This window comes from Paraburkholderia sediminicola (genome assembly GCF_046026855.1).
In the GTDB taxonomy this organism is placed as follows: Bacteria; Pseudomonadota; Gammaproteobacteria; order Burkholderiales; family Burkholderiaceae; genus Paraburkholderia; species Paraburkholderia sediminicola_A.
On sequence record NZ_JAQQET010000061.1, the window covers coordinates 1 to 25,746 of the forward strand.

27 protein-coding genes are annotated in these 25,746 nt (G+C 61.3%); 21 read left to right on the forward strand and 6 right to left on the reverse strand.

What is annotated here, in order from left to right; genetic code table 11:
* Positions 1 to 59: 59 nt before the first annotated feature.
* Positions 60 to 986: a LysR family transcriptional regulator gene (locus tag PQR40_RS37995; RefSeq protein ID WP_408484719.1), complete on the reverse strand. Its 927-nt coding sequence runs from the start codon at positions 984 to 986 to the stop codon at positions 60 to 62.
* A 179-nt stretch (positions 987 to 1,165) separates the two neighbouring features.
* On the opposite strand from PQR40_RS37995, the gene PQR40_RS38000 reads away from it, so the two are divergent.
* From PQR40_RS38000 to argE, 4 genes are read left to right on the forward strand one after another with little or no spacing between them, the layout of a single operon-like run.
* Positions 1,166 to 2,494 carry a flavin-containing monooxygenase gene (locus PQR40_RS38000; RefSeq protein WP_408484718.1) on the forward strand — a complete coding sequence of 443 codons (1,329 nt, stop codon included), beginning with the start codon at positions 1,166 to 1,168 and terminating at the stop codon, positions 2,492 to 2,494.
* Complete coding sequence (locus PQR40_RS38005) at positions 2,491 to 2,928, forward strand: RidA family protein (RefSeq protein ID WP_408388474.1); 438 nt, start codon at positions 2,491 to 2,493, stop codon at positions 2,926 to 2,928. Before PQR40_RS38000 ends, PQR40_RS38005 begins: the two co-directional genes overlap by 4 nt.
* 17 nt (positions 2,929 to 2,945) lie before the next feature.
* Positions 2,946 to 3,623 (forward strand): DUF1028 domain-containing protein, encoded by a 678-nt coding sequence (locus PQR40_RS38010; RefSeq protein WP_408484716.1) that lies wholly within the window; start codon positions 2,946 to 2,948, stop codon positions 3,621 to 3,623.
* A complete protein-coding gene (gene argE, locus PQR40_RS38015) occupies positions 3,616 to 4,776 on the forward strand; it encodes an acetylornithine deacetylase (protein WP_408337908.1) in 1,161 nt (386 codons plus the stop codon). Before PQR40_RS38010 ends, argE begins: the two co-directional genes overlap by 8 nt.
* 186 nt (positions 4,777 to 4,962) lie before the next feature.
* Here the strand turns inward: argE and PQR40_RS38020 are convergent, their stop codons facing one another.
* Both PQR40_RS38020 and PQR40_RS38025 read right to left on the reverse strand, forming a co-directional pair.
* A complete protein-coding gene (locus PQR40_RS38020; RefSeq protein WP_408233763.1) occupies positions 4,963 to 5,223 on the reverse strand; it encodes a hypothetical protein in 261 nt (86 codons plus the stop codon).
* The gene (locus PQR40_RS38025) at positions 5,216 to 5,965 is read right to left on the reverse strand and encodes a DNA/RNA non-specific endonuclease (protein ID WP_408233766.1); all 750 of its coding nucleotides are present in this window, start codon (positions 5,963 to 5,965) and stop codon (positions 5,216 to 5,218) included. Before PQR40_RS38025 ends, PQR40_RS38020 begins: the two co-directional genes overlap by 8 nt.
* A gap of 115 nt (positions 5,966 to 6,080) precedes the next feature.
* Here PQR40_RS38025 and PQR40_RS38030 point away from each other — a divergent pair, with 115 nt between their 5' ends.
* Positions 6,081 to 6,284 carry a hypothetical protein gene (locus PQR40_RS38030; RefSeq protein ID WP_408511186.1) on the forward strand — a complete coding sequence of 68 codons (204 nt, stop codon included), beginning with the start codon at positions 6,081 to 6,083 and terminating at the stop codon, positions 6,282 to 6,284.
* A gap of 136 nt (positions 6,285 to 6,420) precedes the next feature.
* Here PQR40_RS38030 and PQR40_RS38035 read toward each other — a convergent pair whose 3' ends face one another.
* A complete protein-coding gene (locus tag PQR40_RS38035; protein WP_408233769.1) occupies positions 6,421 to 6,780 on the reverse strand; it encodes a DUF3564 domain-containing protein in 360 nt (119 codons plus the stop codon).
* A gap of 160 nt (positions 6,781 to 6,940) precedes the next feature.
* Between PQR40_RS38035 and PQR40_RS38040 the strand changes: the two genes are divergently transcribed.
* Positions 6,941 to 7,615, forward strand: a complete 675-nt coding sequence (locus PQR40_RS38040; RefSeq protein WP_408233772.1) for a DUF4410 domain-containing protein — start codon at positions 6,941 to 6,943, stop codon at positions 7,613 to 7,615.
* 46 nt (positions 7,616 to 7,661) lie between these two features.
* Here PQR40_RS38040 and PQR40_RS38045 read toward each other — a convergent pair whose 3' ends face one another.
* Entirely contained in the window at positions 7,662 to 9,347 is a 1,686-nt protein-coding gene (locus tag PQR40_RS38045; protein ID WP_408388468.1) for an acid phosphatase, read from the reverse strand.
* Between the two features lie 297 nt (positions 9,348 to 9,644).
* On the opposite strand from PQR40_RS38045, the gene PQR40_RS38050 reads away from it, so the two are divergent.
* Entirely contained in the window at positions 9,645 to 10,616 is a 972-nt protein-coding gene (locus tag PQR40_RS38050; RefSeq protein WP_408233778.1) for an IclR family transcriptional regulator, read from the forward strand.
* A gap of 96 nt (positions 10,617 to 10,712) precedes the next feature.
* On the opposite strand, the gene PQR40_RS38055 is transcribed toward PQR40_RS38050, so the two are convergent.
* Positions 10,713 to 11,789, reverse strand: a complete 1,077-nt coding sequence (locus PQR40_RS38055; protein WP_408233781.1) for a porin — start codon at positions 11,787 to 11,789, stop codon at positions 10,713 to 10,715.
* A gap of 439 nt (positions 11,790 to 12,228) precedes the next feature.
* Here PQR40_RS38055 and PQR40_RS38060 point away from each other — a divergent pair, with 439 nt between their 5' ends.
* The 14 genes from PQR40_RS38060 to PQR40_RS38125 are packed head-to-tail and all read left to right on the forward strand — an operon-like array spanning position 12,229 to position 25,630.
* Positions 12,229 to 12,543: a non-heme iron oxygenase ferredoxin subunit gene (locus tag PQR40_RS38060; RefSeq protein ID WP_408233783.1), complete on the forward strand. Its 315-nt coding sequence runs from the start codon at positions 12,229 to 12,231 to the stop codon at positions 12,541 to 12,543.
* Between the two features lies 1 nt (position 12,544).
* A complete protein-coding gene (locus tag PQR40_RS38065; RefSeq protein ID WP_169486338.1) occupies positions 12,545 to 12,856 on the forward strand; it encodes a recombinase-like helix-turn-helix domain-containing protein in 312 nt (103 codons plus the stop codon).
* 49 nt (positions 12,857 to 12,905) lie between these two features.
* Complete coding sequence (locus PQR40_RS38070) at positions 12,906 to 14,003, forward strand: aromatic ring-hydroxylating dioxygenase subunit alpha (RefSeq protein WP_408233788.1); 1,098 nt, start codon at positions 12,906 to 12,908, stop codon at positions 14,001 to 14,003.
* The gene (locus tag PQR40_RS38075; RefSeq protein WP_408233791.1) at positions 13,996 to 14,772 is read left to right on the forward strand and encodes an SDR family oxidoreductase; all 777 of its coding nucleotides are present in this window, start codon (positions 13,996 to 13,998) and stop codon (positions 14,770 to 14,772) included. The genes PQR40_RS38070 and PQR40_RS38075 overlap by 8 nt, the downstream gene beginning before the upstream one ends.
* A 26-nt stretch (positions 14,773 to 14,798) precedes the next feature.
* Positions 14,799 to 15,326, forward strand: coding sequence for a cupin domain-containing protein (locus tag PQR40_RS38080; protein ID WP_408233794.1), 528 nt, complete (start codon positions 14,799 to 14,801; stop codon positions 15,324 to 15,326).
* Between the two features lie 46 nt (positions 15,327 to 15,372).
* Positions 15,373 to 16,263 carry an alpha/beta fold hydrolase gene (locus PQR40_RS38085; RefSeq protein ID WP_408511187.1) on the forward strand — a complete coding sequence of 297 codons (891 nt, stop codon included), beginning with the start codon at positions 15,373 to 15,375 and terminating at the stop codon, positions 16,261 to 16,263.
* 12 nt (positions 16,264 to 16,275) lie between these two features.
* Positions 16,276 to 17,157, forward strand: coding sequence for an IclR family transcriptional regulator (locus PQR40_RS38090; protein WP_408234136.1), 882 nt, complete (start codon positions 16,276 to 16,278; stop codon positions 17,155 to 17,157).
* Entirely contained in the window at positions 17,157 to 17,954 is a 798-nt protein-coding gene (locus PQR40_RS38095) for an SDR family oxidoreductase (RefSeq protein ID WP_408233800.1), read from the forward strand. The genes PQR40_RS38090 and PQR40_RS38095 overlap by 1 nt, the downstream gene beginning before the upstream one ends.
* The gene (locus tag PQR40_RS38100) at positions 17,947 to 19,605 is read left to right on the forward strand and encodes a thiamine pyrophosphate-binding protein (protein ID WP_408511188.1); all 1,659 of its coding nucleotides are present in this window, start codon (positions 17,947 to 17,949) and stop codon (positions 19,603 to 19,605) included. Before PQR40_RS38095 ends, PQR40_RS38100 begins: the two co-directional genes overlap by 8 nt.
* Positions 19,598 to 20,428: an aspartate dehydrogenase gene (locus PQR40_RS38105; RefSeq protein ID WP_408337893.1), complete on the forward strand. Its 831-nt coding sequence runs from the start codon at positions 19,598 to 19,600 to the stop codon at positions 20,426 to 20,428. Before PQR40_RS38100 ends, PQR40_RS38105 begins: the two co-directional genes overlap by 8 nt.
* A 32-nt stretch (positions 20,429 to 20,460) precedes the next feature.
* Complete coding sequence (locus tag PQR40_RS38110; RefSeq protein WP_408511189.1) at positions 20,461 to 21,951, forward strand: aldehyde dehydrogenase; 1,491 nt, start codon at positions 20,461 to 20,463, stop codon at positions 21,949 to 21,951.
* A gap of 26 nt (positions 21,952 to 21,977) precedes the next feature.
* Positions 21,978 to 22,943, forward strand: a complete 966-nt coding sequence (locus PQR40_RS38115; RefSeq protein WP_408233812.1) for a VOC family protein — start codon at positions 21,978 to 21,980, stop codon at positions 22,941 to 22,943.
* A complete protein-coding gene (locus PQR40_RS38120) occupies positions 22,936 to 24,201 on the forward strand; it encodes an NAD(P)/FAD-dependent oxidoreductase (protein ID WP_408511190.1) in 1,266 nt (421 codons plus the stop codon). Before PQR40_RS38115 ends, PQR40_RS38120 begins: the two co-directional genes overlap by 8 nt.
* Positions 24,202 to 24,226: 25 nt before the next feature.
* Positions 24,227 to 25,630: an MFS transporter gene (locus tag PQR40_RS38125; RefSeq protein ID WP_408511191.1), complete on the forward strand. Its 1,404-nt coding sequence runs from the start codon at positions 24,227 to 24,229 to the stop codon at positions 25,628 to 25,630.
* Positions 25,631 to 25,746: the final 116 nt, after the last annotated feature.

The following is a 25,746-nucleotide window of genomic DNA, read 5'->3' on the forward strand; positions in this document are numbered from 1 at the left end:
CGCCTTGCGCCGAAGTGAGGTGCCCCTCGACAGCGTCGTCGGGCTCCAGCGCAAGAAGTTCAGCGCTTCGCGTGTTGTTTCTTTATCTGCGCTTCACAGAAAGCCGTGAAATGCCGAACAACCTGTCTCGGCTTCATGTTGCGCGACTGTGCAATGCCCAACGTGACTGCTGTAACGTCGTCTTTGAACCGCTTGACGACGAAATCCTCGCCGTCCACGGTATGGGTCGATTTGAGTGGGAAGTTCAGGATGCTGTATCCCAGACCGTTCGCCACCATACCGCGCACCACCTCGGGTTGTGCGGACTTGAACGCCGGGACCGGACGCTCGCCGACCGCGTCGAACAACGCCGCAAAGTATTCCCGGCTATGGGGCAGGTCTAGCATCACGTAGGGCTCCCCCACAAGATTCGCGAGCGCGATCGAGCGATGCTGCGCCAGGTGGTGGGTTTTCGGCAAGATGACGTACGGCGGCAGCGTCAGCATCGGCAGGAATTCGATGTCATCGGTCAGATCAATGTTGTAGGTCAGCGCGAGGTCGAGCGATCCATCGTGCAGGCCCGTGAACAAATCTTCCTGATGCGCTTCCAGTGTCTGGAATACGACGTCGGCATGCTGGGCGACAAAGTGGCTGATGAGGCCCGGCAGCAACGGCGGGGCAAGCGAGACCAGGCAGCCGAACGCAATGCCGCCCGATATGCCGGTGTCCATCCCGCGTGCAGCAACCTGCAGTTCCTCCGCATTCTTTAGCAGGTCACGCGTCTTGCCGAGCATCTCGCGCCCTGCCTGGGTCAGGGAGAGCCCGGATGCATGGTGACGGATGAACAGTTGCACACCAAAAGACGCTTCTAGCTCAGCAATCGCCGTAGAAATCGAGGGCTGCGAAATGTGAAGGACTTTTGACGCACCGGTAAAAGACAACGCTTCTGCCGTCACGACAAAGTATCGCAACTGGCGCAGCGAATACCGAAGCAGTGGGCTTTCCATTGAACTGTTCCCATGAGAAAAATCATTCCGGAGGCGCCGGACACAGGGCTCGGCCCCGCGCTGATTATCTCGCGCTTTGCATAGCTAAAACAGATGTTTTGCATTTTTTAAATATATTTTTCAGATGTCATCTATCCGCGTAGATTTCTTTCATCAGTGGATCTTGCAAGGAGATAGACATGACAGTTGAAATAACGTCAATCGATACGCTAATTGTTGGCGCCGGTCAGGCCGGTGTGGCCATGAGTGAACACCTGAGCAAATTCGGGGTGCCCCACCTCGTTCTGGAGCGCGATCGTATCGCCGAGAGTTGGCGCACGGGGCGGTGGGATTCTCTGGTTGCCAATGGTCCGGCCTGGCACGATCGTTTCCCGGGCATGGAATTCGACGGTCTCGACCCCGACGCCTTTGCGTCGAAAGAGCGGGTTGCGGACTATTTTGAAGCCTACGCCAGGAAGATCAACGCGCCGATCCGCACGGGTGTGGAAGTGACGAAGGTGGTGCGCAATGCCAGCCGGCCTGGCTTCACAGTTGAAACCACTGAGGGGGTGATCGAGGCCAACCGCGTGGTTGTCACCACCGGACCTTTTCAGCGCCCGGTGATCCCGCCGATCGCGTCTGAAGCCGGGAAGCTCACGCAGATTCACTCCGCCGAATATCGCAATCCGGAGCAACTGCCCGAGGGCGCTGTTCTGGTGGTCGGCGCCGGGTCGTCGGGCGTGCAGATCGCGGATGAGTTGCAACGCGCAGGCAAGAAGGTCTACCTCTCGGTTGGGCCGCACGATCGTCCTCCGCGCGCCTATCGCAACCGTGACTTTTGCTGGTGGCTGGGTGTGCTTGGCGAGTGGGATGCGGAGGCCATGAGGCCGGGCAAGGAACACGTCACCATTGCAGTAAGCGGTGCGCGTGGTGGCCATACGGTTGACTTCCGGCGTCTTGCCAATCAGGGCATCACGCTCGTTGGTTTGACGAAATCGTTCAATGACGGTGTCGTGACCTTCGAGCCGGATCTTGCGGACAACCTTGCTCGCGGTGACGAGAGCTATCTGTCGCTACTGAATGCAGCTGACGCGTACATTGTCCGCAATGGTCTCGACCTTCCGGAAGAACCTGAAGCCCACACTATGCTCCCGGATCCGGAATGCGTGACCCATCCCATTCCTGAGCTCGATCTGACCAAGGCCGGCGTGACCTCGATCGTTTGGGCAACGGGCTATGCCGTCGATTACAACTGGCTGCATGTCAACGCCTTCGACGCAAACGGTAAGCCGAAGCATCAGCGCGGCGTTTCAACCGAGCCTGGCGTTTATTTCCTGGGTTTGCCGTGGTTGTCGCGTCGTGGCTCCGCTTTCATCTGGGGCGTCTGGCACGATGCCAGGCATATTGCCGACCATATCGTCACGCAGCGCAAATATCTCTCCTACCGCGATGCCTCGGAACGCCAGGCAGAAGACGGTCGCGAGATCTACGAGCCAAATTTCTTTCCGAGTATTGAGGTGCACTCATGAGCCAACCTACGCACACCCGTATCCGCATGTTCAACACCAAGGATACCTATCCGAATCAGTCGCTGGATAACGATCTCTGTCAGGCCGTACGTGCCGGCAACACCGTCTATGTACGCGGGCAGGTGGGCACCGATTTCGACGGCCGCCTGGTCGGGCTCGGCGACCCGGGAGCCCAGGCCAGGCAGGCGATGACGAATGTCAAGCAGTTGCTGGAAGAGGCGGGCAGCGATATGTCCCACATCGTCAAGACCACAACCTACCTGATCGACCCGCGCTATCGCGAACCGGTGTATCAGGAAGTCGGCAAGTGGCTTAAGGGCGTGTTTCCTATTTCCACCGGCCTGGTTGTGACCGCTCTAGGCCAGCCGCAGTGGCTGATGGAGATCGATGTGATCGCGGTGATCCCGGACGGCTGGAAGCCGGATCAGGCCTAAGGCCTAAGGAATAGGACATGACATTCTCTATCATCGGACGTTGCCCGGAAACCGGGCAGCTAGGGATCGCCATCAGCTCTTCCAGTATCGCCGTGGGTGCTCGATGCCCCTGGGTACGTGCGGGGGTGGGTGCGGTGGCGACCCAGAACGTCACCCTGCCTGCTCTCGGCCCGCAGATTCTCGACCTCCTCGAAAACCAGCAGATCGAGCCTGCGGCGGCCCTCGATCAGGCGCTCAGCGCCAACGGTTGGAGCCAGTATCGACAGGTGACGGTGATCGATGGCCAGGGCCGTACCGCGTTTTTCAGCGGTAAAGAAGCACTGGGCGTGCACAACGTTGTAGCTAGTGAGCAGTGCGTAGCCGCTGGCAACTTATTGGCAGGTGTCCAGGTCATCGAGGCGATGGTTCAGGCGTTCGAGAATGCGCCCGGGATGCTTGCCGACCGTCTGCTGGTGGCCATGCATGCGGCGATAGCGGCCGGTGGTGAAGCGGGGGCTGTGCATTCGGCGGCGCTCAAGGTAGTGGGCGACGTGAGCTGGCCGATCGTCGATCTGCGAGTCGACTGGGCGGAAGAGGACCCAATCGGTCAACTGGACACGCTCTGGCAAGCCTATCGGCCGCAGATGCAGGACTACCTGGCCCGGGCGTTGAATCCGACCGCAGCGCCCAGCTATGGGGTGCCGGGCGATGAGTGAGGTGTCCAGCCGTGAGTTGCTCGAACGACTGATCGGTTTCGCCACCGTCAGCCGGGATTCCAACCTGGAACTGATTGCCTTCATCCAGCGTTACCTGGCGGAACTCGGCGTGGAGAGCGAACTTTTCTACAACCCGGAGCGCACCAAGGCCAACCTGTTCGCCACTATCGGTCCTCGCGATCGGGGAGGCGTTGTGCTTTCTGGCCATACCGATGTGGTGCCGGTGGATGGGCAGGCCTGGACGGTGGAGCCGTTCCGTCTTACCGAGAGAGACGGGCGGTTGTACGGTCGCGGCACGGCCGACATGAAGGGCTTCATTGCCTCGGTGTTGGCGGCGGTACCGATCTTTCTCAAGCAGCCGCTGGCGCTCCCGGTACACCTTGCCTTCTCCTATGACGAAGAAGTGGGATGCCTGGGTGTACGGCCGATGTTGGCGCAATTGGAAAAGCGTTTGCACAAGCCGCGCCTGTGCCTGATCGGCGAACCCACCGAGTTGAAACCGGTGCTGGGTCACAAGGGCAAGCTGGCCATGCGCTGCCAGGTGAAAGGGGCGGCCTGTCACTCGGCCTACGCACCCTATGGGGTCAACGCGATCGAATATGCGGCGCGACTGATTGGCCGGCTGAGCGAGATCGGTGCGCGGCTGGCACGGCCTGACCATCACGATCAGCGCTTTGATCCGCCGTTCTCGACAGTGCAGACCGGCGTAATCAAAGGTGGCCGTGCGCTGAACATCGTGCCCGCTGAATGCGAATTCGATTTCGAGGTACGCGCCCTGCCAGGCTTCCATGCTCACGAAGTCGCGGATGAACTGCAGGCCTATGCCGAGGCCGAGCTGCTGCCGAGGATGCGTTCGGTGCAGCCCGATACCGACATTCGCTTGCAGCCGCTGAGCGCCTACCCGGGATTGGCCACCTCACCCGACAGCGAAGCGGCACGCCTGTTGGCGCTGCTGAGCGGTTCCACCGAGTTCGGTACGGTGGCATTCGGCACAGAGGGCGGACTGTTCGACCAGGCGGGCATTCCCACCGTGGTCTGCGGGCCGGGAAGCATGGATCAAGGCCACAAGCCGGACGAATTTATCACCCTTGAGCAACTGGCCGGCTGCGATGCAATGTTGGCTCGCCTAGCCGAATACCTCTGGTCGAGATGAACGTGTCGCTGAATCTTTCATCGGCTGTCCCGCTTCAATTGGCGTGGGCGTAGGGGCGTTCGATAGAAAAATCCGAGTTGCGACGCCTGAAATATCGAGGCAAAAGGCGTCGGACCTATACATGTCGCAGTAAGGCGGTGCTGTATGCCGCAGGGGTGAAGACTAACGTCGTGGTCCTTGAACGCACTATTGAAACGGGTTCTGTACCACGCCTGGTTTCGCATCCGGTTCATCCTTCACCTTCGCTGGCAAATTGGTCTGCGCTTGCAATGCGGCCACCACCGCGTCGACCGCTTCCTTCAGCGCGAGCGCTGCCTTCAGCCCGCGCTGGTCCTGAGTCAACTCCAGCGTTCCGTTGAGCACCACGCGCGTGGTGCCGTTGCTGACGGTGAGTGCATCGCCCTGGATGTTGAGTACGTCGTCATCGTTCGAATAGGGTTTAAACACCTTTCAGTCCTCCCGGTCGCTGATCTTTGAGATTTTCCGGAATACCCGGAAAGCGGATACCCGATGCTGCCTCGAGTTCGTGAATCGTTCTGATGTCATAACGGTTGGTCGAGACGTTGTCCACGACGACCGCGAACGCCATCTGCCGGGACGGCACGTAGACGACCTTGAACAATTGCGTCGGCACGAAGACGCGCGTCGGTCCGATGGTCTGCAATTGCTGGCCGCTGAAAATCGGTCCGGTGACCACATAGGTATCGTCGTACGACATCGCAAGCTTTCGCACTGACGTTTCGATACGTGCCCACAAGCGCTGATTGTTTTCGCGATTTTGCGGCACAACGTTCGCCAGCGAAAATGATTGTGCCATCGCTTCCTGATTCCAGCGATTGCCCGCCGGGCTCATATGTCCACGATCGAAGCCGCTGCGCTTATAGTCCGCGAGCGTCGCGCCTTCACCGTCGGGCAGACGCGCGTCTTCGAAGAATTTGTTGGTGCGCACCATGTCTTTCGCGGCGTCAATATGGTCGCGAGTCAGGTGCTCGGCGGACCACAGCGGACCATGCGTGATACCCGAATGCAGCACCGCGAAATCGCTATAGCAAAGCATGCGCGTTTTTGGCGCCATCTTCTGATTGGTCAGAATCGGCCATTGCGCATTCGGGGTGAACTGGGTGCAGGAAGACGCCGCGCTCGCTTGAGCGGCAACGGCGAACAACAGACAGGCAAACCACTTCTTCATGTGTCAGTCAGTTGAGGGATGGGGGCGCAAGTATAGCGTCGCGGACCCGTATCGAGCGACGCAGAACGCAGGAAAACACAGAGGAGAAAAGGGTTTTTGCGCGGCACGCACGGCGATGAAAATGCTGCGAGCGGAAGAAGCGGAAGAAGCGGAAGAAGCGGAAGAAGCGGAAGAAGCGGAAGAAGCGGAAGAAGCGGAAGAAGCGGAAGAAGCGGAAGAAGCGCTCGGCGCACAGCAAAAAAGCCCTGCACCAAAAAAAACGGGCCGCCTTGCAGCGACCCTAATGCGTGGAATTCAAACTCTACGCACGCAAACTTAAGACGGCCTTAAACGCACAAAGCGGAATGCGGGGCACGCATCGAACGTCGAATCCGCACACAACCGCGCCCGCGCACGGGGCGGTGCGGTGCGGTTTGGATGAGTAGAAATTTCGACGGACGAAAAAGCGCCAGAACCTAATTGCCGAAAACGCTATTCTCGGCGCGCACAGTCTGACGGTCGACGGCTTGCAAGCGCCAGAAGCCGCTGGTCGGCGCACGCGTGGGCAAGGCCGTCCACGCTGCGGCGCCTTGTGCCGCGCTTACGCGTTGTTTGCGATCGACGTGCAATCCGCGCAGCGTGCACAGTGGTGCATCCGCGCTCGGTGCACAAAGCGTGGTCACGCCGTTGTCGTCGTGTAACTCGCCCCACGGGGGCAGATCGATCCCCTGATGTGCTTCCCGCGACCACCGGTGTTCTTCGGTGTCGAGCCATAAGACAGCGTAATCGTGACTGACGGTGGGATCGGAACCGTTAATGAGGATGGTCAGGCGCATGGCAGTCCCGTGCAAAATTGCGAAATACTGATTTAACAGTCTATGCCGCAGCGCGTGTTATGCAAGGCAAAAGGTACGACGATCCGGCACGAAAAAACTTACGCGTGGCGCACACGGCTGTACGATAACCACGTCTACAAGATATTCGCGGAGGCGCGCCATGCTGCGTCGATTTCTGCAACTCACAGTAGTGGCGGGATGCCTCGGCGCGGCATCCACGCTCAGCGCCGCCGCGGACAGCGCCCCCTTCGCAGCGCCGGCGCCGATTGTCTACGTGTCCGACTTCGAACTCGACGTGGCCAACGTGAAACCTGACAGCGGACCGGGGCAACGTGTGCGCCGCCTGCGCGGCCTGCTGCCGAGCGGCCCGGGGCCGTTAGGGGAGGACAAGAATCCGGAGGATCACGCCAGGAACATCGTGAACGAGATGGCGGACGCGCTGACTGCGGACCTGAAAAAAGGCGGTGTCGACGCACGCCGCGTTGCGCCCGGCCAGCCTTTGCCCGCAATGGGCTGGCAAGTGCGCGGCGTGTTTCTGAGTGTCGACGACGGCAATCGTCTAAGGCGTGCAATGGTCGGTTTGGGTGCGGGTCAGAACGACATCCAGGTGGCGGTGTCGTGCGACAGCCTGGGAACGGCTGATTTGCCGCCGCTCTATCAGGCCGTCGAAGAGGCCGACAGCAAGGGTAAGCCGGGCGCAGTCATCAAACTCAACCCGTATGTGATCGCAGCCAAGTTCGTGATGGCGAGCGGCGATGAAAAGAAGACGATCAAAAAGACCGCGCAAGAGATCTCGGATTCGGTGATCGCCAGGCTGCACGGGGTGGCGCAGTGATTGATGCGCTGCCGCCCACCCTCATGCGATAGTCACGCCACGCGGCTCAGGCCAGATCCAGTGTACCGGTCAAATCTCCAAGCGGCGCCAGGCCATTCTGCGCAAAAGCCCGATCTCGCGCGACAACCCCATCCAGCGGCGCCAGCCCATGCACCCGGCTAATCAGGCGAAGAATCGAATTGGTGTCGTACACCGTATGGTCGACATACCCCTTCTTCGCCAACGGCGAAATCACCAGCGCGGGAATCCGCGATCCCGGCCCCCAGCGATCGCCCTTCGGCGGTGAGACTGGATCCCACCAGCCGCCGTTCTCATCGACCGTGACGACCACGACCGTATTGGCCCACTGGGGGCCGCGCTGAATATGCTCGATCACATTCGAGATGTGACGATCCCCCGATTCGACGTCAGCATAGCCCGCGTGCATGTTCAGGTCGCCCTGCGGCTTGTAGAACGTCACCGCCGGCAAACGCCCTGCGTCGATATCGGCAAGCAGGCGATTGGTGGACGCGTTGTTGCCGAGGCCTGCATCGCGCAGATACTTGCGCCGCGCGGCAGTGCCCGGCGCGTAATTGGTGAAGTAGTTGAACGGCTGGTGGTGGTACTGGAAGTCAGGCACCGCGCCCGTGTCCTGATGCTCCAACGCGTACTGCCACGCGCCGCTGTACCACGCCCAGTCGACACCCTTGTCCGTCAGACGGTCGCCGATCGTCGCGTAGTTTTGCGGCGGCAGCACGCGCGGATTCGACAGGTCGGCGAAAGCGGGATTGCCGCCTTCGGCCGGACGCACATTGCTCGGCTGGTACGGCGGCGCCATGGTGTTGACGGCGTAGCCGTCAGCGGTAAACGCGCCGTCGTTGACGAATTTCGGCGGACCGTCGAGTGCGGACGCGGGCGAGTCGGCCGCCTGTTTCAGCCGGATGCCGGTCGGATCGTCGCCTTCGACGATCGAGACCATCTTCTTCGCCGGACTATTGTGGATGTCGGGATAGAACGGTGCCTGCGCCGAGATCAGAAAGATATGGTTCATCCACGAGCCGCCGAAGGCCGCCATGAAGAAGTTGTCGCACAGCGTGTATTGCTGCGCGAGATTCCACAGACGCAGCGTGTCGGCGGAATTGCGGTAGTGCCCCATCACCAGGCCGCCGGAGTCGCCCCAAGCGGCGAACTGATTGTTGCGTCCGGCGTTGATCTGCATCTGGTTCTGATAGAAGCGATGCACCAGATCGCGCGTGATCACGCCGGTCGGCAACGGTGCGCCCTGCGCATCCGCGATATGGAAGGGCCCGTTGCGGAGGTTGCCGATGTCCTTCTGACCAATCATGTAGCGCTTGCCGTCCACCTCCTGCGCTTGCGGCACGAGGCCGCCCCAGATTGCGGGCAGGCGCGGCAGCGGCGTCTTGCCGTCGCGGTCGAGTTGCAGATAACGCTCGGCGCTCACTGCATCGAGTGGATGCTGGACGCCGGGAAAGTTGCCGTACAGGTTCGCGAAGCTGCGGTTCTCGGCGTAGATCACCACGATGTGTTTGACCTGGTCGCGTAGCGCGGCGTCGAGCCGCAAGTCGGCGGCACTGCGCGGCGCCGCGTCGCTCGCGGTACTTTGCTCGGTCTTGCAACCGGTCAGCGCGAGTCCGATGCCGACTGCCGCGATCCCGGTCAGGACACGGCGGCGCTCGGGATCGTCGGGGGCATTGTCGGGGTTCGGCGGCAGGGTGGAGTCGTTGTCTGTCATCGGTAGGTTTCGATTTAGCGTGACGGGCGCTTAACAGCCTTTAGCTACCGCTCGGGGCAGCGTGCGCGCGGCACCGGATAAAGATGCGAGCCGGCAATTTGAACCTGGACGGATTCGGGCATGAACGTGGTCTCTGGACGCCTGGCGGGCGCGAAAGCGCAGTGCAGAGACCTCGCGCAATGAACCGGATCAAAGGATAGCACCGCGCGAAACGGAAATGACCGCCGTGTGCTTCGCGCTATCATGACGATCTGTATCCGATGAACAGCAGAGACAACGGCAAAGACGGCAGCCAAGATGGCAAAAGAAGAGCAGACAGGAGCGGGACGCAAGCACGTGAAGCCACGCGGCGCGTTGGCCTCGACATCGCAGGACGATGCGGCGTTGTCCCACGCAGAGGGCGCCGATTCAACCGATTCCACCGATGAAGAAAGTACCGGCGGATCGACGTATCTCGTGCCGGGCCTGGAACGCGGCCTGCGTATTCTCGCCGAATTCAGCGCGCGCGAGCCCATTCTGGGTGCACCCGAATTGTCGAAGCGCATTGGCATTCCGCGGACCACCACATTTCGCCTCCTGCAAACGCTCGAAGCCTTAGGCTTTCTCGAGCGCGTGAACGGTGACCGCTATTTCCGTTTGAGTGTCGCGGTGCTGCGGCTCGGCTTCGAATACTTGAGTTCGCTTGAACTGACCGACGTCGGTACGCCGATTCTCGAACGTTTGCGCGACGCGACCGGCTTCAGCACCCATCTGTTGATCCGCGATCAGCGCGACGTGGTGTTCGTCGCCAAAGCGCAAACGCATGAGCCGATGTTCAGTTCGGTGAAAGTGCATGTTGGGACGCGTCTGCCCGCGCATGCCACCGTGCATGGCCAGGTGCTTATGGGCGATTTGAGTTTCGAAGCATTACGTCAGTTGTATCCGGAGGCGCAACTCGAACGTTTTACCGAACGCACGCCGGCATCTGTTGAAGAGCTGTACGGAAGAGTGCGCGAAAGCGCGGCGCTCGGCTACGCGTTGAGTGAAGCGTCTTTTGAACGAGGGATCTCGGTGGTGAGCGCACCGGTGCGCGATCAAAGCGGCAAGATCACGGCCGCGTTGACGGTCACCATTCCGCGCTCCGATATCGGCGAAGCGGAAGAGCGCGAGCCGCTCGTCATCGCGGTTTGCCAGGCGGCGCTCGAATTGTCCGAGCGTCTGAGCTATCGTCCGCGGCCGGATGATCCGACTGCGGCTCAAGCGCGTCGCAGACCGGTTGCGGCGAACTGATCCGGCTTCTGTTTTGCTCATATAAAACGGCCCGGGTGCATAAGCAGCCGGGCCGTTTGCTTTACCGCGTCGACATTTACACCGCAATGACTGACATCAGAACGAGTGGTGGATACCCGTCAGGAAAATCGTCTGGTTCCGGCCGCTGGATACCCCCGCCGTAAAGAACGCGGCGTCCGTATTGGAGCCCGCGCGCTCATACAGCGCATTCACATACAACTGCGTCGATTTCGACAGCGAGTAGATATCGCCGATCTCGAACTGCGTCCAGCGATGGCCGGCCATCGTCGTCGTCGCGGCGCCGCCTGCGACGGTGTTGAACGGCGTGAACTGATAATTCGCGCCCACGTCGTAGCTCTGATACGTGTCCGAATGACCGGACGATTCCAGCTTCACGCGCGTGTACAAACCATGCACCAGCAGCTTGCCGAACTGGTATGACGCGCCCGCACCCATGTTCTCGACCTTGTCCGCCGTGTAGGTCGCCGCGGCGACGCCCTGGAAGTTGGTGATGCCCGTCGTCACGATCGATGGCGTACGGTTGTGCTCGTTCGCATAGGTCGCGCCGGCCTTGAACGGACCGTTCGCATAGCTAAGTGCAAAGCTCAGTGTCTTGCCGGTCGAGAAGTTGGTCGTATTGCCGAGACCCATCATCGCGCCGACCGAGAAACCGCCGAAACTCGCCGAGCGGAACTTCACCGAGTTGTCGAACGGCACCACGCCGGTGTCGGCGAGTTCGTCGATGTTGCCGGGGTGGAACGCGTACCAGCTCGCGGCCAGATAAGCCGTGCTAAACGGGTCCAGCACGTCGAAGCTGAACGGCGTTTGATGGCCTAGCGTCACCGTGCCGATCTGGTCCGAGCTCAGTCCGACAAAAGCCTGGCGATTAAACAGCGTACCCGCTTTGGCGAATGCACCCGTGTTCGTATAGAAGCCGTTTTCCAGCTGGAAAACCGTCTTCAGTCCACCGCCCAGATCCTCGACACCCTTCAGGCCCCAGCGGTCCGGCTGCATGTTGCCCTGTTCTTCGATCCACTTCGAGCTGCCACCCGCATTGCTGATATACGCGACACCGGCATCCAGGCTGCCGTATAGCGTCACACTGCTCTGTGCCCATGCGCCAGTCGTTGCGCAGATTGCCGTCAAGCCGGCCGCCGCAATGATGTGCTTCACCGTTGGTTCTCCTGATCACACGACGGATAGCTCGCGCCGATTTCGTCGTCCCTGATCCTTGCTTTGGGTTGAATGCAGTTTCGGGTTTATGCGCCAAAACTGCGCCGCTTTATGTTCCACCTATGGGTGTCTGTATCGCCTATGGAAAGTATAGTGAGTCTAGAAGTGATCAAAATAAATTTTCGGACCCCGTACAAACCCGCATGAGGGCTGCGGTATTCGTCTGAAAATTATGGTCAAACCCAAGCCTGTAAAGGCTCTGAAGCCGATGCCGCGATTCATGTCAGTTCACGCGCAATTGTGTTGTGAGCGCGACAGTCAGTGTTTTCCCCTACCAGCCCAGATTTTTATTTTCTCGAACCCCAGCCACTCCTATAATTATCCATACACGAACTGATGTTCCTTATATGGAACATAGAGCTTCAGGAGAAGGCGAGACATGAGTGAACAATGGCGCTGCGCCGGCCATGCCGGCGACCTGTCCGAAGACGCGCCGCTCGAGTTCAAACTCGACGGCACCGAAATCGGCATCTACAAGGTGGGCGATGCGCTGTATGCGCTGGAAAACGTCTGCCCCCATGCGTACGCGTTGCTGACGCAGGGCTTTGTCGACGGCGACACCGTCGAATGCCCGCTGCACGAAGCCGTGTTCCATATCCCGACCGGCAAATGCCTGAAAGAGCCCGGTGGCCGCGACCTGAAGATGTACTCGGTACGTCTCGCCGGCGAAGAAATCCAGATCAAGGTGGAATGACATGCGAGAGCAAACCGTGAACTTCAATCCCTTCCTGAAGCCGTGGCTCGCGCCGCAGCCGAACAACGTCGCCGGCAAGGGCGTGATCGAAAAACCGGGCGAGACCGAAAACTTCATCTGGCAAACGCGTAAGGCGGAGCCGACCCAATACGAAAACGACTTCGGCGATGCGCTCGAAAAGGTTTTCGAAGCCGGTGCGAATGAGTTGCAGGAAGTCGTCGACGGGTTGAACCGCGTGGGTTTCCGCACCCCGGAAGGCAACACGTGGGATGCCGACCGTCTCGCCGCCGAATTCCGCCTGCTCGCCGAATAAGCGCGCTTTCCCGAACACGTCTCATCGCTTTCGTATCCGGAGTCTCTTTATGACGTCCCCCAATACAACGACTCAAGGCGCGGCCGATCCGATCCAGTCTTATCTGGACCGTGGCCTGCGTAATTACTGGTATCCCGTTGCACCGAGCTGGCAAGTCGGCGACGCGCCGGTCGGCATCACGCGCCTTGGCGACCAGATCGTGCTGTGGCGCGACAAGGAAGGCAAAGTCCGCGCGCTCGAAGACCGTTGCCCGCACCGTGGCGCGCGTCTGTCGCTCGGCTGGAACCTCGGCGGCAGCGTCGCGTGCTGGTATCACGGCATTGAAATCGACGGCGGCGGCACGGTCACGAAGGTCCCGGCCGTCTCGAACTGCCCGCTGGAAGGCCAGAAGTGTGTGAAGTCGTATCCGGTCGAAGAGCACGCCGGTGCGATCTTCCTGTGGTTCGGCGACGACGCTCATAAAGAACCCACGCCGCTCGTGTTGCCGGAAGAACTGGTCGGCGAGGAATACGCGAACTTCCTGTGCATGTCGAACTGGAAGTGCAATTACCAGTACGCGATCGACAATGTGATGGACCCGATGCACGGCGCGTATCTGCACGCGACGTCGCACTCGATGGCCGAAGGCGACAAGCAGGCCGACATGCGCGTGCGCAAGACGGAAACCGGCCTGATGTTCGAAAAGGTCGGTCAACGCGACGTGAATTTCGACTGGGTGGAATTGGGCGAAACCGGCGCGCTATGGATGCGTCTCGCGATTCCGTACAAGAAGAAGTTCGGCCCGGGCGGCAACTTCGGGATCATCGGTTTTGCCACGCCGGTCGACGAAAACAATTGCCAGGTTTACTTCTGGCGTACGCGCAAAGTGTCCGGCTGGCAGCGCGACGCATGGCGCTTCATGTATCGCAACCGTCTGGAAGCGCTGCACTGGGCCGTGCTGGAACAGGACCGCTATGTTCTCGAAAGCATGGCGCCGAATGCACGCGAGCACGAATTCCTCTATCAGCACGACGTCGGCATGACGCGTGTGCGCCGCATGTTCCGCCAACGCGCGCAACAGCACTTCGCTGAACTGGACGCCTACCAGGCTCAAGCCACTCAAGCCGGCACCGCTCAAACCGAAGCAGCAGGCCACAGTCATGCATAACGAAGCGCCTCCGGCATTGTCAGCACTCAAAGGCCGGCGCGTCCTCGTGACGGGCGGCGCGCGCGGTCTCGGCGCTGCGTTCGTTCGGTCGCTGGCGCAAGCGGGTGCGCAAGTGGTGTTCGGCGACGTGCTGCATGACGAAGGCCGTGCGCTGGCTGCATCGCTGATCGAGCGAGGTCATGCGGTGACGTATCTGCCGCTCGATCTCGCCGACCCCGCGAGCATCAAGCAATTCGCCGATCAGGCCGCAGCGCAACTCGGCGGGCTGGACGCGCTGATCAACAACGCGGCGATCACCAATTCGGGCGGCAAGTTCGCCGACGAGTTGTCGGTCGACACGTGGGACGCCGTGATGAACGTCAACGTGCGCGGCACGTGGCTGATGAGCACAGCAGCGCTGCCGTACCTGCGCGACTCGGGCCGCGGCAGCATCGTCAACATCGCGTCGGATACGGCGATGTGGGGTGCACCGAAGCTGCTCGCCTATGTCGCGAGCAAGGGCGCCGTGATCTCGATGACCCGCTCGCTGGCGCGCGAATTCGGCGCCCACGGCGTGACGGTCAACGCGATCGCGCCGGGTCTCACCGAAGTCGAGGCCACCGCCTACGTGCCCGCCGAGCGTCACCAGTATTACCTGCAAGGCCGTGCGCTCACGCGTGCACAAGTGCCCGACGACGTTACCGGGCCGGTGCTGTTCCTGTTGTCCGATGCCGCGCGCTTCGTGACCGGCCAGTTGCTGCCGGTCAACGGCGGCTTCGTGATGAATTGATCTTGTCGAATCGAAAGGAGAAAGAGATGGCGGACGCCGATATCGAACGCAAATCGTGGGAACAACCCGCGGACGCGAGCTTTGCACAATGGTTGGACACGCGCGTGGCACGCCTGGAAACGCGTCGTTACGACTGGGATGCGCTGAAGTTCCAGGCCGACTACGACCCGAAGTATCGCCGCGCGCAAATGCGCTATGTCGGCACGGGCGGCACGGGCGTCGCGAAGGACATGAACACGGTACCCGCAGGCGGCTTCACGTTTTCAACGATGGTGATCCCGGCCGGCAACATCGGCCCGAGTCATATCCATATGGATGTCGAAGAAATTTTCTTCGTGCTGCGCGGCAAGATGAAAGTGATCTGCGAGAAAGACGGCGAAACGTGGGAAGCCGTACTGGGCGAGCGCGATCTGATTTCGGTGCCGCCGGGCGTGTATCGCACGGAAGTGAACATCGGTGAAGAAGACGCGCTGATGTGCGTGATGCTCGGCGCAGCCAAGCCGGTTACGCCGACGTATCCGCCGGATTCGCCTTTGGCCAGGCTCAAGCGCTAAGCCCTCAATTATCAGCGCCGTTTTGAAAACATCCGCAAAGGAAATCATGTCCGCAGCCCCGTCCGCTACCGCCGATCAGAACGTTACGCTCGAAGCGCGCCTCGCGCGCTTCCCGGCGCAGCAGATCTGGCTGGCATCGCAACGCGCGGTGAGCTATCGCGACGTGGATAGCGCCCAAAGCGATGCGTTGCCGCTTGTGCTGTTGCACGGCATCGGTTCGGGCGCGGCTTCTTGGGTGCAGCAGTTTGAAGCGCTAGGCGAAACGCGGCGCGTGCTGGCGTGGGATGCGCCGGGGTATGGCGCATCAACACCCGTAAATGCCGATTCGCCCACTGCAAGCGAATACGCAACGGTATTGAAAGAGTGGCTCGACGCGCTCGGCATTGAACGCTACGTGCTGCTCGGTCATTCGCTCGGCGCGATCATCGCCGGTGCGTTTGCTGTGGCCAATCCCCAGCGCGTGGCCGGTTTGCTCCTGTTGTCGCCGGCTGGCGGCTATGGCGCGGCATCTGCGGAAGTGCGTGAAAGCAAACGCGATCAACGTCTTGCCATGCTGAAAGAATTGGGCCCGCAAGGTCTCGCCGAAAAACGCAGCACCAATATGTTGTCCGCCTATGCGAGCGAGGAAGCTCGCGAATGGGTGCGCTGGAACATGTCGCGGGTGATCCCGCATGGCTATGCGCAAGCGACGCATCTTCTCGCCAACGCCGATCTCGCCAGCGACCTCGCGCGTCATAAAGGCTGCGTCAATGTAGCCGTAGGCGCTGATGACACGATTACGACCCCCGAAGCCTGCGAGCGGCTTGCGCTGGCCGCCGGCACCCAATTGCAGGTCGTGCCACGCGCGGGGCATGCCGGCTATATCGAAGCACCTGCCGCGTACACCGCGATCATCGACACGTTCTGCCGCGCGAGCGACGGACAACGGAGCCAATGAATGACGCCCGACATGCCCGACACCGTTAACGCCGAGCGCGACGCGGACGACGACCGCAACGACACCAGCAGCGATATCAGCTATCGCGTGCCGGGTCTGGAGCGCGGTCTGAAAATTCTGACGGAGTTCTCGCCACGCGAGCCGGTTCTCGGCGCACCGGAATTATCCAGGCGCCTGAAGATTCCCCGCACGACGGTGTTCCGTCTGCTGCAAACACTCGAATCACTCGGCTTTCTCGAGCGCGCCGACAAGGACCGCAACTATCGCCTCGGCGTCGCGGTGCTGCGGCTCGGTTTCGAATATCTGAGCTCGCTCGAATTGACCGACCTCGGTTTGCCGATCATCGAAGCGCTACGCGACGACACCGGCTTGACGAGTCACATCGTGATTCGCGACGGACGTGATGTCGTATTCGTCGCCAAGGCACAAAGCCACGCGCCGATTTTCAGTTCGGTGAAGGTGAATGTCGGCACCCGCCTGCCTGCGTATGCGACGACGCACGGCCAGGTATTGATGGGCGACATGACGCTCGACGACTTGAAGAAGCTCTATCCCGAGCCGGAACTCGAACGCTTCACGAAACAAACGCCCGCCACGATCGACGACCTGTATGAGCGGATTCGCGATGACGCCAAGCGTGGTTTCGCGATCAGCGAGTCGTCGTTCGAACGCGGTATTTCGGTGGTCAGCGCGCCGGTGCGCAACGACACGGGCCGCATTGTCGCCGTGATCACGACGACGATTCCGCGCCACGAGATCGACGCGTCGCTGCTCGACAGCGGCCTGATCGACAAGGTCCGCCGCGCGGCCGACGAACTCTCGCAGCGGCTCAACTATCGGCCGAAGGCCGGGCCGAATGCGGGCAGCAAATACATGAAGGCACTGGGGCTCTGATGATTCAAATCGATTTGACCGGGCAGGTCGCGGTGGTGACGGGTGGTTCGTCCGGCATCGGCCTTGCAACTGCCGAACTGCTTCTGCGGGCAGGCGCCTCTGTCGCGATCTGCGGTCGCGACACGGAGCGTCTCGCACAGGCGGAAGCCGCGCTGAAGGCGCAGTTTCCTGCTGCGCAATTGCTCGCACAAACCTGCGACGTGCTCGACGCCGACGAAGTCGCCGCCTTCGCGCAAACGGTGCAAGCACGCTTTGGCCGCACCGACATGCTGGTGAATAACGCGGGCCAAGGCCGTGTGTCGACTTTCGCCGACACCACCGACGACGCCTGGCGCGAAGAACTCGACCTGAAGTACTTCAGCGTGATCCGTCCGACCCGCGCGTTCCTGCCGATGCTGCGCGACGCTGCTAACCCGGCCGTGGTTTGCGTGAACTCGCTGCTCGCCCTGCAACCCGAGCCGCACATGGTGGCGACTTCATCGGCGCGCGCCGGCGTGCTGAGCCTCATCAAATCGCTCGCGATCGAACTCGCACCGCAACGTATCCGCGTGAATTCGATTCTGATCGGCATCGTCGAATCGGGGCAATGGCGCCGCCGTCACGCGAAAGAAGCGCAGCCGGGCCAGAGCTGGGAAGACTGGACCGCCGAACTGGCGCGCAAGAAAAACATTCCGCTAGGCCGCTTCGGCAAACCCGAAGAGGCCGCACAAGCGCTCTTTTACCTGGCTACGACGCTGTCGTCCTATACGACGGGCAGTCACATCGATGTTTCTGGAGGCGTTGCACGACATGTCTAACACAACCACCGTTGGCGAACTGATCGCCGCTTTTCTCGAGCAGTGCGGCGTTCAAACCGCATTCGGCGTGATCTCGATCCACAACATGCCGATCCTCGACGCGATCCACAACCGCGGCAAGATTCGCTACGTCGGCGCACGTGGTGAAGCGGGCGCGGTGAATATGGCCGATGGCCTGGCACGTGTCTCCGGCGGCCTTGGCGTTGCATTCACCAGCACGGGCACCGCAGCGGGTAACGCAGCGGGTGCGATGGTCGAAGCACTGACGGCAGGCACCGCGTTGCTGCACATCACTGGCCAGATCGAAACCGAATATCTCGATCAGGACCTCGCTTATATCCACGAAGCGCCGGATCAATTGTCGATGCTGTCGTCGATCTCGAAGGCTGCGTTCCGCGTGCGCTCGGTCGAAACCGCGTTGCCGACGATCCGCGAAGCCGTACGTGTCGCGCAAACCGCGCCGAGTGGTCCGGTCAGCGTCGAGATTCCGATCGACATTCAGGCTGCCGAAATCGAATGGCCTGCCGATCTGGCCGCGCCGCACGTCACCACGCTCACGCATTGCAGCAAGCGCGTCGCGCAGTTGGCAGAGCAACTGGCAGGCGCCAAGCGCCCGCTGTTGTGGCTGGGCGGCGGTACGCGTCACGCGGGTGCCGCGGTCGAGCGTCTGGTGGCGTTGGGCTTCGGCGTCGTGACCAGCGTGCAAGGGCGCGGCGTGCTGCCGGAAGATCATCCGGCCACGCTCGGCGCGTTCAACGTGCACGCCGCTGTTGAAAGTTTCTACAAGACGTGCGATGCGCTGGTGGTGGTCGGTTCGCGTCTGCGTGGCAATGAAACGCTGAAGTACAAGCTGGCGCTGCCACAACCGCTGTATCGCATCGATGCCGACGCGCTTGCCGACAACCGCGGCTATCGCAACGACATGTTCATTCACGGCGATGCAGCGTCAGTGCTTGAAGAACTCGCGACGCTGCTCGAAGGCCGCCTGAAGGTCGATCCGACGTTCGCCCAGGATCTGGCCGCCGCTCGCGAAACCGCAGTCGCCGATGTGGGTAAGGGTCTGGGCCCGTACAAGCGCCTCGTCGACGCCTTGCAACAGGCTGTGGGCCGCGACTACAACTGGGTGCGCGACGTCACGATCTCGAACAGCACGTGGGGCAACCGCATGCTGCAGATCTTCTCGCCGCGCGCGGGCGTTCATGCACTCGGCGGCGGCATCGGCCAGGGCATGCAAATGGGTATTGGCGCAGCACTTGCCGGCAATGCAGCGAAGACGGTGTGCCTGGTCGGCGATGGTGGCCTGATGGTGAACGTCGGCGAACTCGCAACGGCCGTGCAGGAAAACGCCAACGTCATGATCGTTTTGATGAACGACCAATGCTATGGCGTGATCCGCAACATTCAGGATGCGCAATACGGTGGGCGCCGCTGCTACGTCGATCTGCACCAGCCGGATTTCGCGCAGTTCTGCGAGAGCCTGAAGCTCACGCATTACCGAATCAAATCGCTCGACCAGGCCGGGGAGATCATCCGCGAAGGCATGGCGAAGACGGGCCCGGTGCTGGTTGAAGTAGACATGCTGTCGGTCGGCTCGTTCGCCACCGCGTTCGCGGGCCCGCCGGTCAAGGAACAGGAGCCGGAACATGCGTGAGACCGGCTACGCTGGGCATCACGCACCCGTCGACGTCGCGATGATCGGCTTCGGCGCGATCGGCCAGGCGGTGTATCGCTCGGTCGAGTCGGACCCGACGGTGCGTGTGTCGCACGTGATTGTGCCGGAACGTCATATGGCGTCGGTGCGTGAGGTGGTGGGTGCGTCGGTCGACGTGGTCTCGTCGGTGTCCGCGTTGAGCAGTCATCCGCATTTCGCGCTGGAATGCGCGGGGCACAGCGCTCTCGTCGATCACGTGGTGCCGTTGCTGAAAGCCGGTACGGATTGCGCGGTCGCGTCGATCGGTGCGCTGTCCGACATGCTGCTGCTCGACGCGTTGTCCGCAGCCGCCGATGAAGGCGATGCGACGTTGACGCTGCTTTCGGGCGCGATCGGCGGCGTGGACGCGTTGGCTGCGGCGAAGCTCGGCGGTCTCGACGAAGTTCTGTACACCGGCCGCAAGCCGCCCACTGGCTGGCTCGGCACGCCCGCGGAACAGATGTGCGATCTGCGCGCGTTGACCGAAGAGCGTGTGATCTTCGAAGGCAGTGCACGCGAAGCGGCGCGTTTGTATCCGAAGAACGCCAACGTCGCTGCGACGATCGCGCTTGCCGGCCTGGGTCTGGACCACACCACGGTGCGCCTGATCGCCGACCCGAACGTGTCGCGCAATGTGCACCGAATCGTGGCGCGCGGCGCTTTCGGCGAGATGTCGCTGGAAATGTGCGGCAAGCCGCTGCCGGATAACCCCAAGACGTCCGCATTGACCGCATACAGCGCGATCCGTGCGCTGCGCAATCGCGCGGCACGCTGCGTGATTTAAGACATTAGCTGAAGCAAACCGGAACGACCGACATGACTCACTTCGATACCAGCCTCGTGCCTACCGGCGACATTTTCATCGGCGGCGAATGGCGGCAAGGGCGTGGCAACCCGTATAAAAGCCTGTATCCGGCGGATCAGTCGGTCAACATGGAAATCTCGACGGCCAATGCCGACGACGCCCGCGAGGCCGTGGAAGCCGCGGATATCGCCTGGCGCCGCGCGGATTGGTCGGGTCTCAAGCCACATCAACGCGCGCTGATCCTGTATCGCATCGCCGATCTGATCATGACGCGTCACGAAGCGCTCGCGCAATTGCAGCGCCGCGACAACGGCAAACCGATCAACGAAACGCGCGTGTTGGTGGCAAGCGCTGCGAACACGTTCCGCTATTTCGCGGCCTGCCTCGAAACGCTCGACGAAGAAGTGACGCCCTCGCGTGGTGATTATCTGACGATGAGTATCTACGAGCCGATCGGTGTGATCGCGGCAATTACGCCGTGGAATTCGCCGATTGCATCGGACGCGCAAAAGCTCGCTCCGGCGCTGGCTGGCGGTAATGCAGTGGTGTTGAAGCCAGCTGAAGTCACGCCGTTGGTCTCTTTAGCACTGGCGCGCATCTGCGAAGAAGCCGGTGTGCCGAAGGGTGTCCTCAGCGTGGTGCCGGGCAAGGGCTCGGTGATCGGCGACGTGCTGGTGCGCCATCCGTTGGTGAAGAAAGTGTCGTTCACCGGCGGTACCGAAGTTGGCCGCGGTATTGCACGCATCGCAGCGGACAAGCTGATGCCAGTGTCGCTGGAACTTGGCGGCAAGTCGCCGACCATCGTATTCGACGACGCCGATCTCGATCACGCAGTAAACGGCGTGCTGTACGGCATTTTCAGTTCGTCAGGCGAGGCGTGTATCGCAGGTTCGCGCCTGTTCGTGCAGCGCTCGATTTACGACGCGTTCATGAAGCGTCTCGCTGAGGGCGCTCGCAAGCTGCGCGTCGGCGATCCGTCGCGTGAGCAAACGCAGATGGGGCCGCTGATTACCGCGGCGCATCGCGAAACCGTCGAGCGTTACGTCGCATTGGGCCTGGAAGAAGGCGGCCGCCTCTTGTGTGGCGGCGAACGTCCGGTCGGCGATGGCCGCGAAGCAGGCACCTACTTTCAGCCGACGATCCTCGAAGGCCTCACGAATGACGCGCGCATCTGTCAGGAAGAAATCTTCGGCCCGGTGCTGGTCGCGATGCCATTCGACGACGAAGCCTCGCTGCTTAAAGGAGCCAACAACAGTGTGTTCGGCCTCGCCGCCGGCATCTGGACGCGCGACTACAAACGCGCCTACCGGATCGCCCGCGCGCTCGAAACCGGCACCGTATGGATCAACACCTACAAACTGTTCTCGATCTCGACGCCGTTCAGCGGCTGGAAAGAAAGCGGCATGGGGCGCGAGAAGGGCCGACTCGGCATCCGCGAATACATGCAGCAGAAGAGCCTCTACTGGGGCTTGAACGACGCGCCGCTGGCGTGGGCGAACTAATACGCAAGATACGCAAGAGGCACGTGATGACGATTCTCGGCATTGAACAGATTATTTACGGCGTGACGGATCTCGCCACCTGCCGCCAGTTTTTCGCGGACTGGGGCTTGAAGGAAGTCGCGCGTGACGAAACACACGCACGCTTCGAAACGCTGAACGGCTGCACGATTCTCGCCGTCGATGCAAACGACCCGTCGCTGCCGCCCGCTTTCGAAGAAGGTCCGACCTTGCGTGAAGTGACGTGGGGTGTGGCAACGAAAGCGGAACTCGACGAACTGCGCGGTCGCTTTGCCGGCCAGCCGGGCCACTTCGAAACCGAAGATGCGGTGGGTTGTATCGATCCGAACGGCATGGCGATTCGCGTGGAAGTGACGCGCAAGCGTGCTGTGGATATCCACGGTTCGCCGTCGAACGTGTGGGGTCAAACGCTGCGCGTCGATCAACCGTCGCCGATTTACGAACGCGCCGAACCGGTTGAAGTGGGCCACGTGGTGTTCTTCACGAATCGGCTCGCGGAACAGGAAAAGTTTTATCAGGAACTGCTCGGCTTCGAAATGTCGGACCGTTATCCGGGCCGTGGCGCATTCATGCGCTGCGCGCCGCACGGCGGCCACCACGACATTTTCCTGCTCGCATTGCCCGGCGGTAAGCGCGGCCTGAATCACGTCGCGTTCACCGTGCGCGATATTCACGAAGTGTTCGGCGGCGGCATGCATATCAGCCGTTGCGGTTGGGATACGCAGCTCGGTCCGGGTCGTCATCCGGTCTCGTCCGCGTACTTCTGGTATTTCCAGAATCCGGCCGGTGGCCTGATTGAGTACTACGCCGACGAAGACCAGCTCACGCCCGAATGGCAGCCGCGCGATTTCGAACCGGGTCCGACCGTATTCGCTGAATGGGCGATTGATGGCGGCATCGACGGCAATACGCGTCGCCAGAAGAACGCGAAGGCGCCGGAAGGCAAGTTCATGACGGAGCGGAAAAATGACTGACGCTGCTGCTGAAAAGGCTCAGGCCGCGCATGCCGGACTCGAAGCGCCACGCACGATTGTCGTGATCGGCGGCGGCCAGGCCGCGGGTTGGGTCGTGAAGACGTTGCGCAAGGAAGGCTTCGACGGCCGCCTCGTGATGATCGCCGACGAGATTCATCTGCCGTACGAGCGCCCGCCGCTGTCGAAGGCCGTACTCTCAGGTGAAGCCGATATCGAAACCGTGCACCTCGTGAAACCTGACGATTTCGACGCGCTGAACGTGGAAGCATGGCAACCGGATTGCGCGACGTCGATCGATCGCGAACAGCGCATTGTGCGCACGCAGTCAGGTCGTGAAGTGCAATACCACCGTCTCGTGATCGCCACGGGTGGTGCCGCGCGCCGCTTGCCGGATGCACTGGTGAATACCTCGCACATTGCCTATCTGCGTACGCTCGACGAAGCCGTCGCGCTCGGCGAACGGCTGCGCGCAAGCAAGCGCGTGCTGGTGGTCGGCGGTGGCTGGATCGGTCTCGAAGTCGCGGCCACGGCGCGCAAGCTCGGTATCGAAGCGACGGTCGTGGAGGGCGCGCCGCGGCTGTGCGCTCGCTCGTTGCCGCCGATGGTGTCGGATTTCCTGCTGCATTTGCATCGTGCGAACGGTGTGGACGTGCGTTTGAACGCATCGCTCGTGTCGATCGCGGATCATCCGAACGACGCTAGCCGCATTCGCGCGACGTTCGCAGACGGTTCCACATTGGACGCCGACTTCGCCGTCGCCGGCATTGGGCTCACGCCGCACACGGCATTGGCGGAGGCAGCGGGTATCAAGGTGCAGGACGGCATCGTCGTCGATCATTTTGGTGCAACCGACGACCCGCGCATCTTCGCGTGCGGCGACGTGGCGAATCATCCGAGCGCGTGGTTGAAGCGCCGCGTGAGGCTCGAATCGTGGGCCAACGCGCAGAACCAGGCGATCTCGGCAGCGAAAGCCTTGCTCGGCAGTTTCGAACCATATGCGGACATTCCGTGGTTCTGGTCCGATCAATACGACGTCAATCTGCAAATCCTCGGCGACATTCCGGGCGATGCGCAACTCGCTGTACGCGGTGATTTGCCGGGCAAACGCGCCACGCTTTTCCATCTGGAAGACGGCGCGATTCGCGGCGTGATCGCCATCAACACGCCACGCGAGCTGAAACTCTCGCGCAAATGGATGAACCAGGGCCGGACGATCGACCTTGCCACCCTGACCGACGCCTCAACGGCGCTTGCCTAACCCCACCTATGGACGGCACCACGGCATGAGAACCATCGACAACACCATGGGGGACCGCAGCAGTGCCGGTGTCTCAGGCCCCGTGACCCGGGGTTCGATCATCGCGCGTCTCGAGCGCTTGCCGAAGAATGCGATGCAGGTGCGCGCGCGCATACTGATCGGTCTCGCAACCTTCTTCGACGGCTTCGACGTGATCGCGATCGCGGCCACGCTGCCGATCCTGATTGCGAAGTGGCATCTGACGCCGTGGGAAATCGGCTTCCTGATCGGCTCCGGTTCGGTCGGGCAGTTGATCGGCGCGTTCGTGTTCCCGTGGTACGCGGAGCGCCAAGGACGCGTGAAGGCGATTGCGTTGAGCTCGGGGATCATCGGCATTACGAGTATTGCGTGCGGCTTTGCGCCGACCTTCGCGGCGTTCGTCGTATTGCGCGTGATTCAGGGCTTGGGGCTCGGTGGCGAATTGCCGGTGGCCGCGACCTATATCAACGAGATCAGCCGTGCGCATGGCCGTGGCCGTTTCGTGCTGTTGTATGAAATCGTTTTTCCGGTTGGTCTGCTCGCTTCAAATGCGTTGGGGGCATGGATTGTGCCGCGCTTCGGCTGGCAAGCGATGTATTTCATCGGTGGCACGCCGTTGATTCTGTTCTTCGTGCTGCGCAAGCTGGTTCCGGAGTCCCCGCGCTGGCTGGCCGAACGTGAACGGATGGCCGATGCCGATGCCGCCGTGCATGCTTTCGAGCGCGCTGTGAAAGGTCCGCTGCCGCCGGTCGCCAATTCGGCTGAGTTCGAAGCGATGGCTAATCGTCATCCGAAGCGCCGGATGGGCGATCTGTTCGGTCCGGCGTATCTGAAGCGTACGATGGCTGTGGCGATGCTGTGGATTACGTGTGGTTTCATTCAATACGGTCTGTCCACCTGGCTGCCGACGATTTATCGCACGATTTATCACGCGCCGCTGCAACTGGCCTTGAATCTGGCGGTGGCGGCTTCGGTACTCGGTGTGGTGGGTTCGTTGACTTGTGCACTGCTGGTCGACAAGGTGGGGCGTAAGCCGATCATCAATTTGTCGTTCGTGATGTGTGCGCTGTCGTTGTTACTGGCAGGCGTGTTCCACAATTCCTCGGTGTATGTGGTGGCGACGTGCTGCGCGTTCGCGCTCGGCTTCCTCGCTTGCGGTTTCATCACGGCCTATGTGTACACGCCGGAGCTGTATCCGACCAGCATCCGTGCGATGGGCTGCGGTGTGGGCGGCGCGTGGCTGAAGGTGGCGGCGATCTTCGCGCCGGCCATCGTGTCGAAGACGATGATCGGCGGCAATCTGCAAGTCGCGTTTTATATCCTCGCTGCGGTGCCGTTCATTGCGGCGATTGCGGTGCACTTTCTTGGGATCGAAACCAAGGGGAAGGTGCTGGAGCAGCTTGAGGCTTGAGGCTTGAGGCTTGAGGCTTTTTAGCGTGTGAGGAGTTTGGTGGGCGGTTGATGTAGAAGTAAAGCAGTAGCAGAACCGCAATGGCAGGGAGACGAAGGGCGCACTGGGTGGTGCGC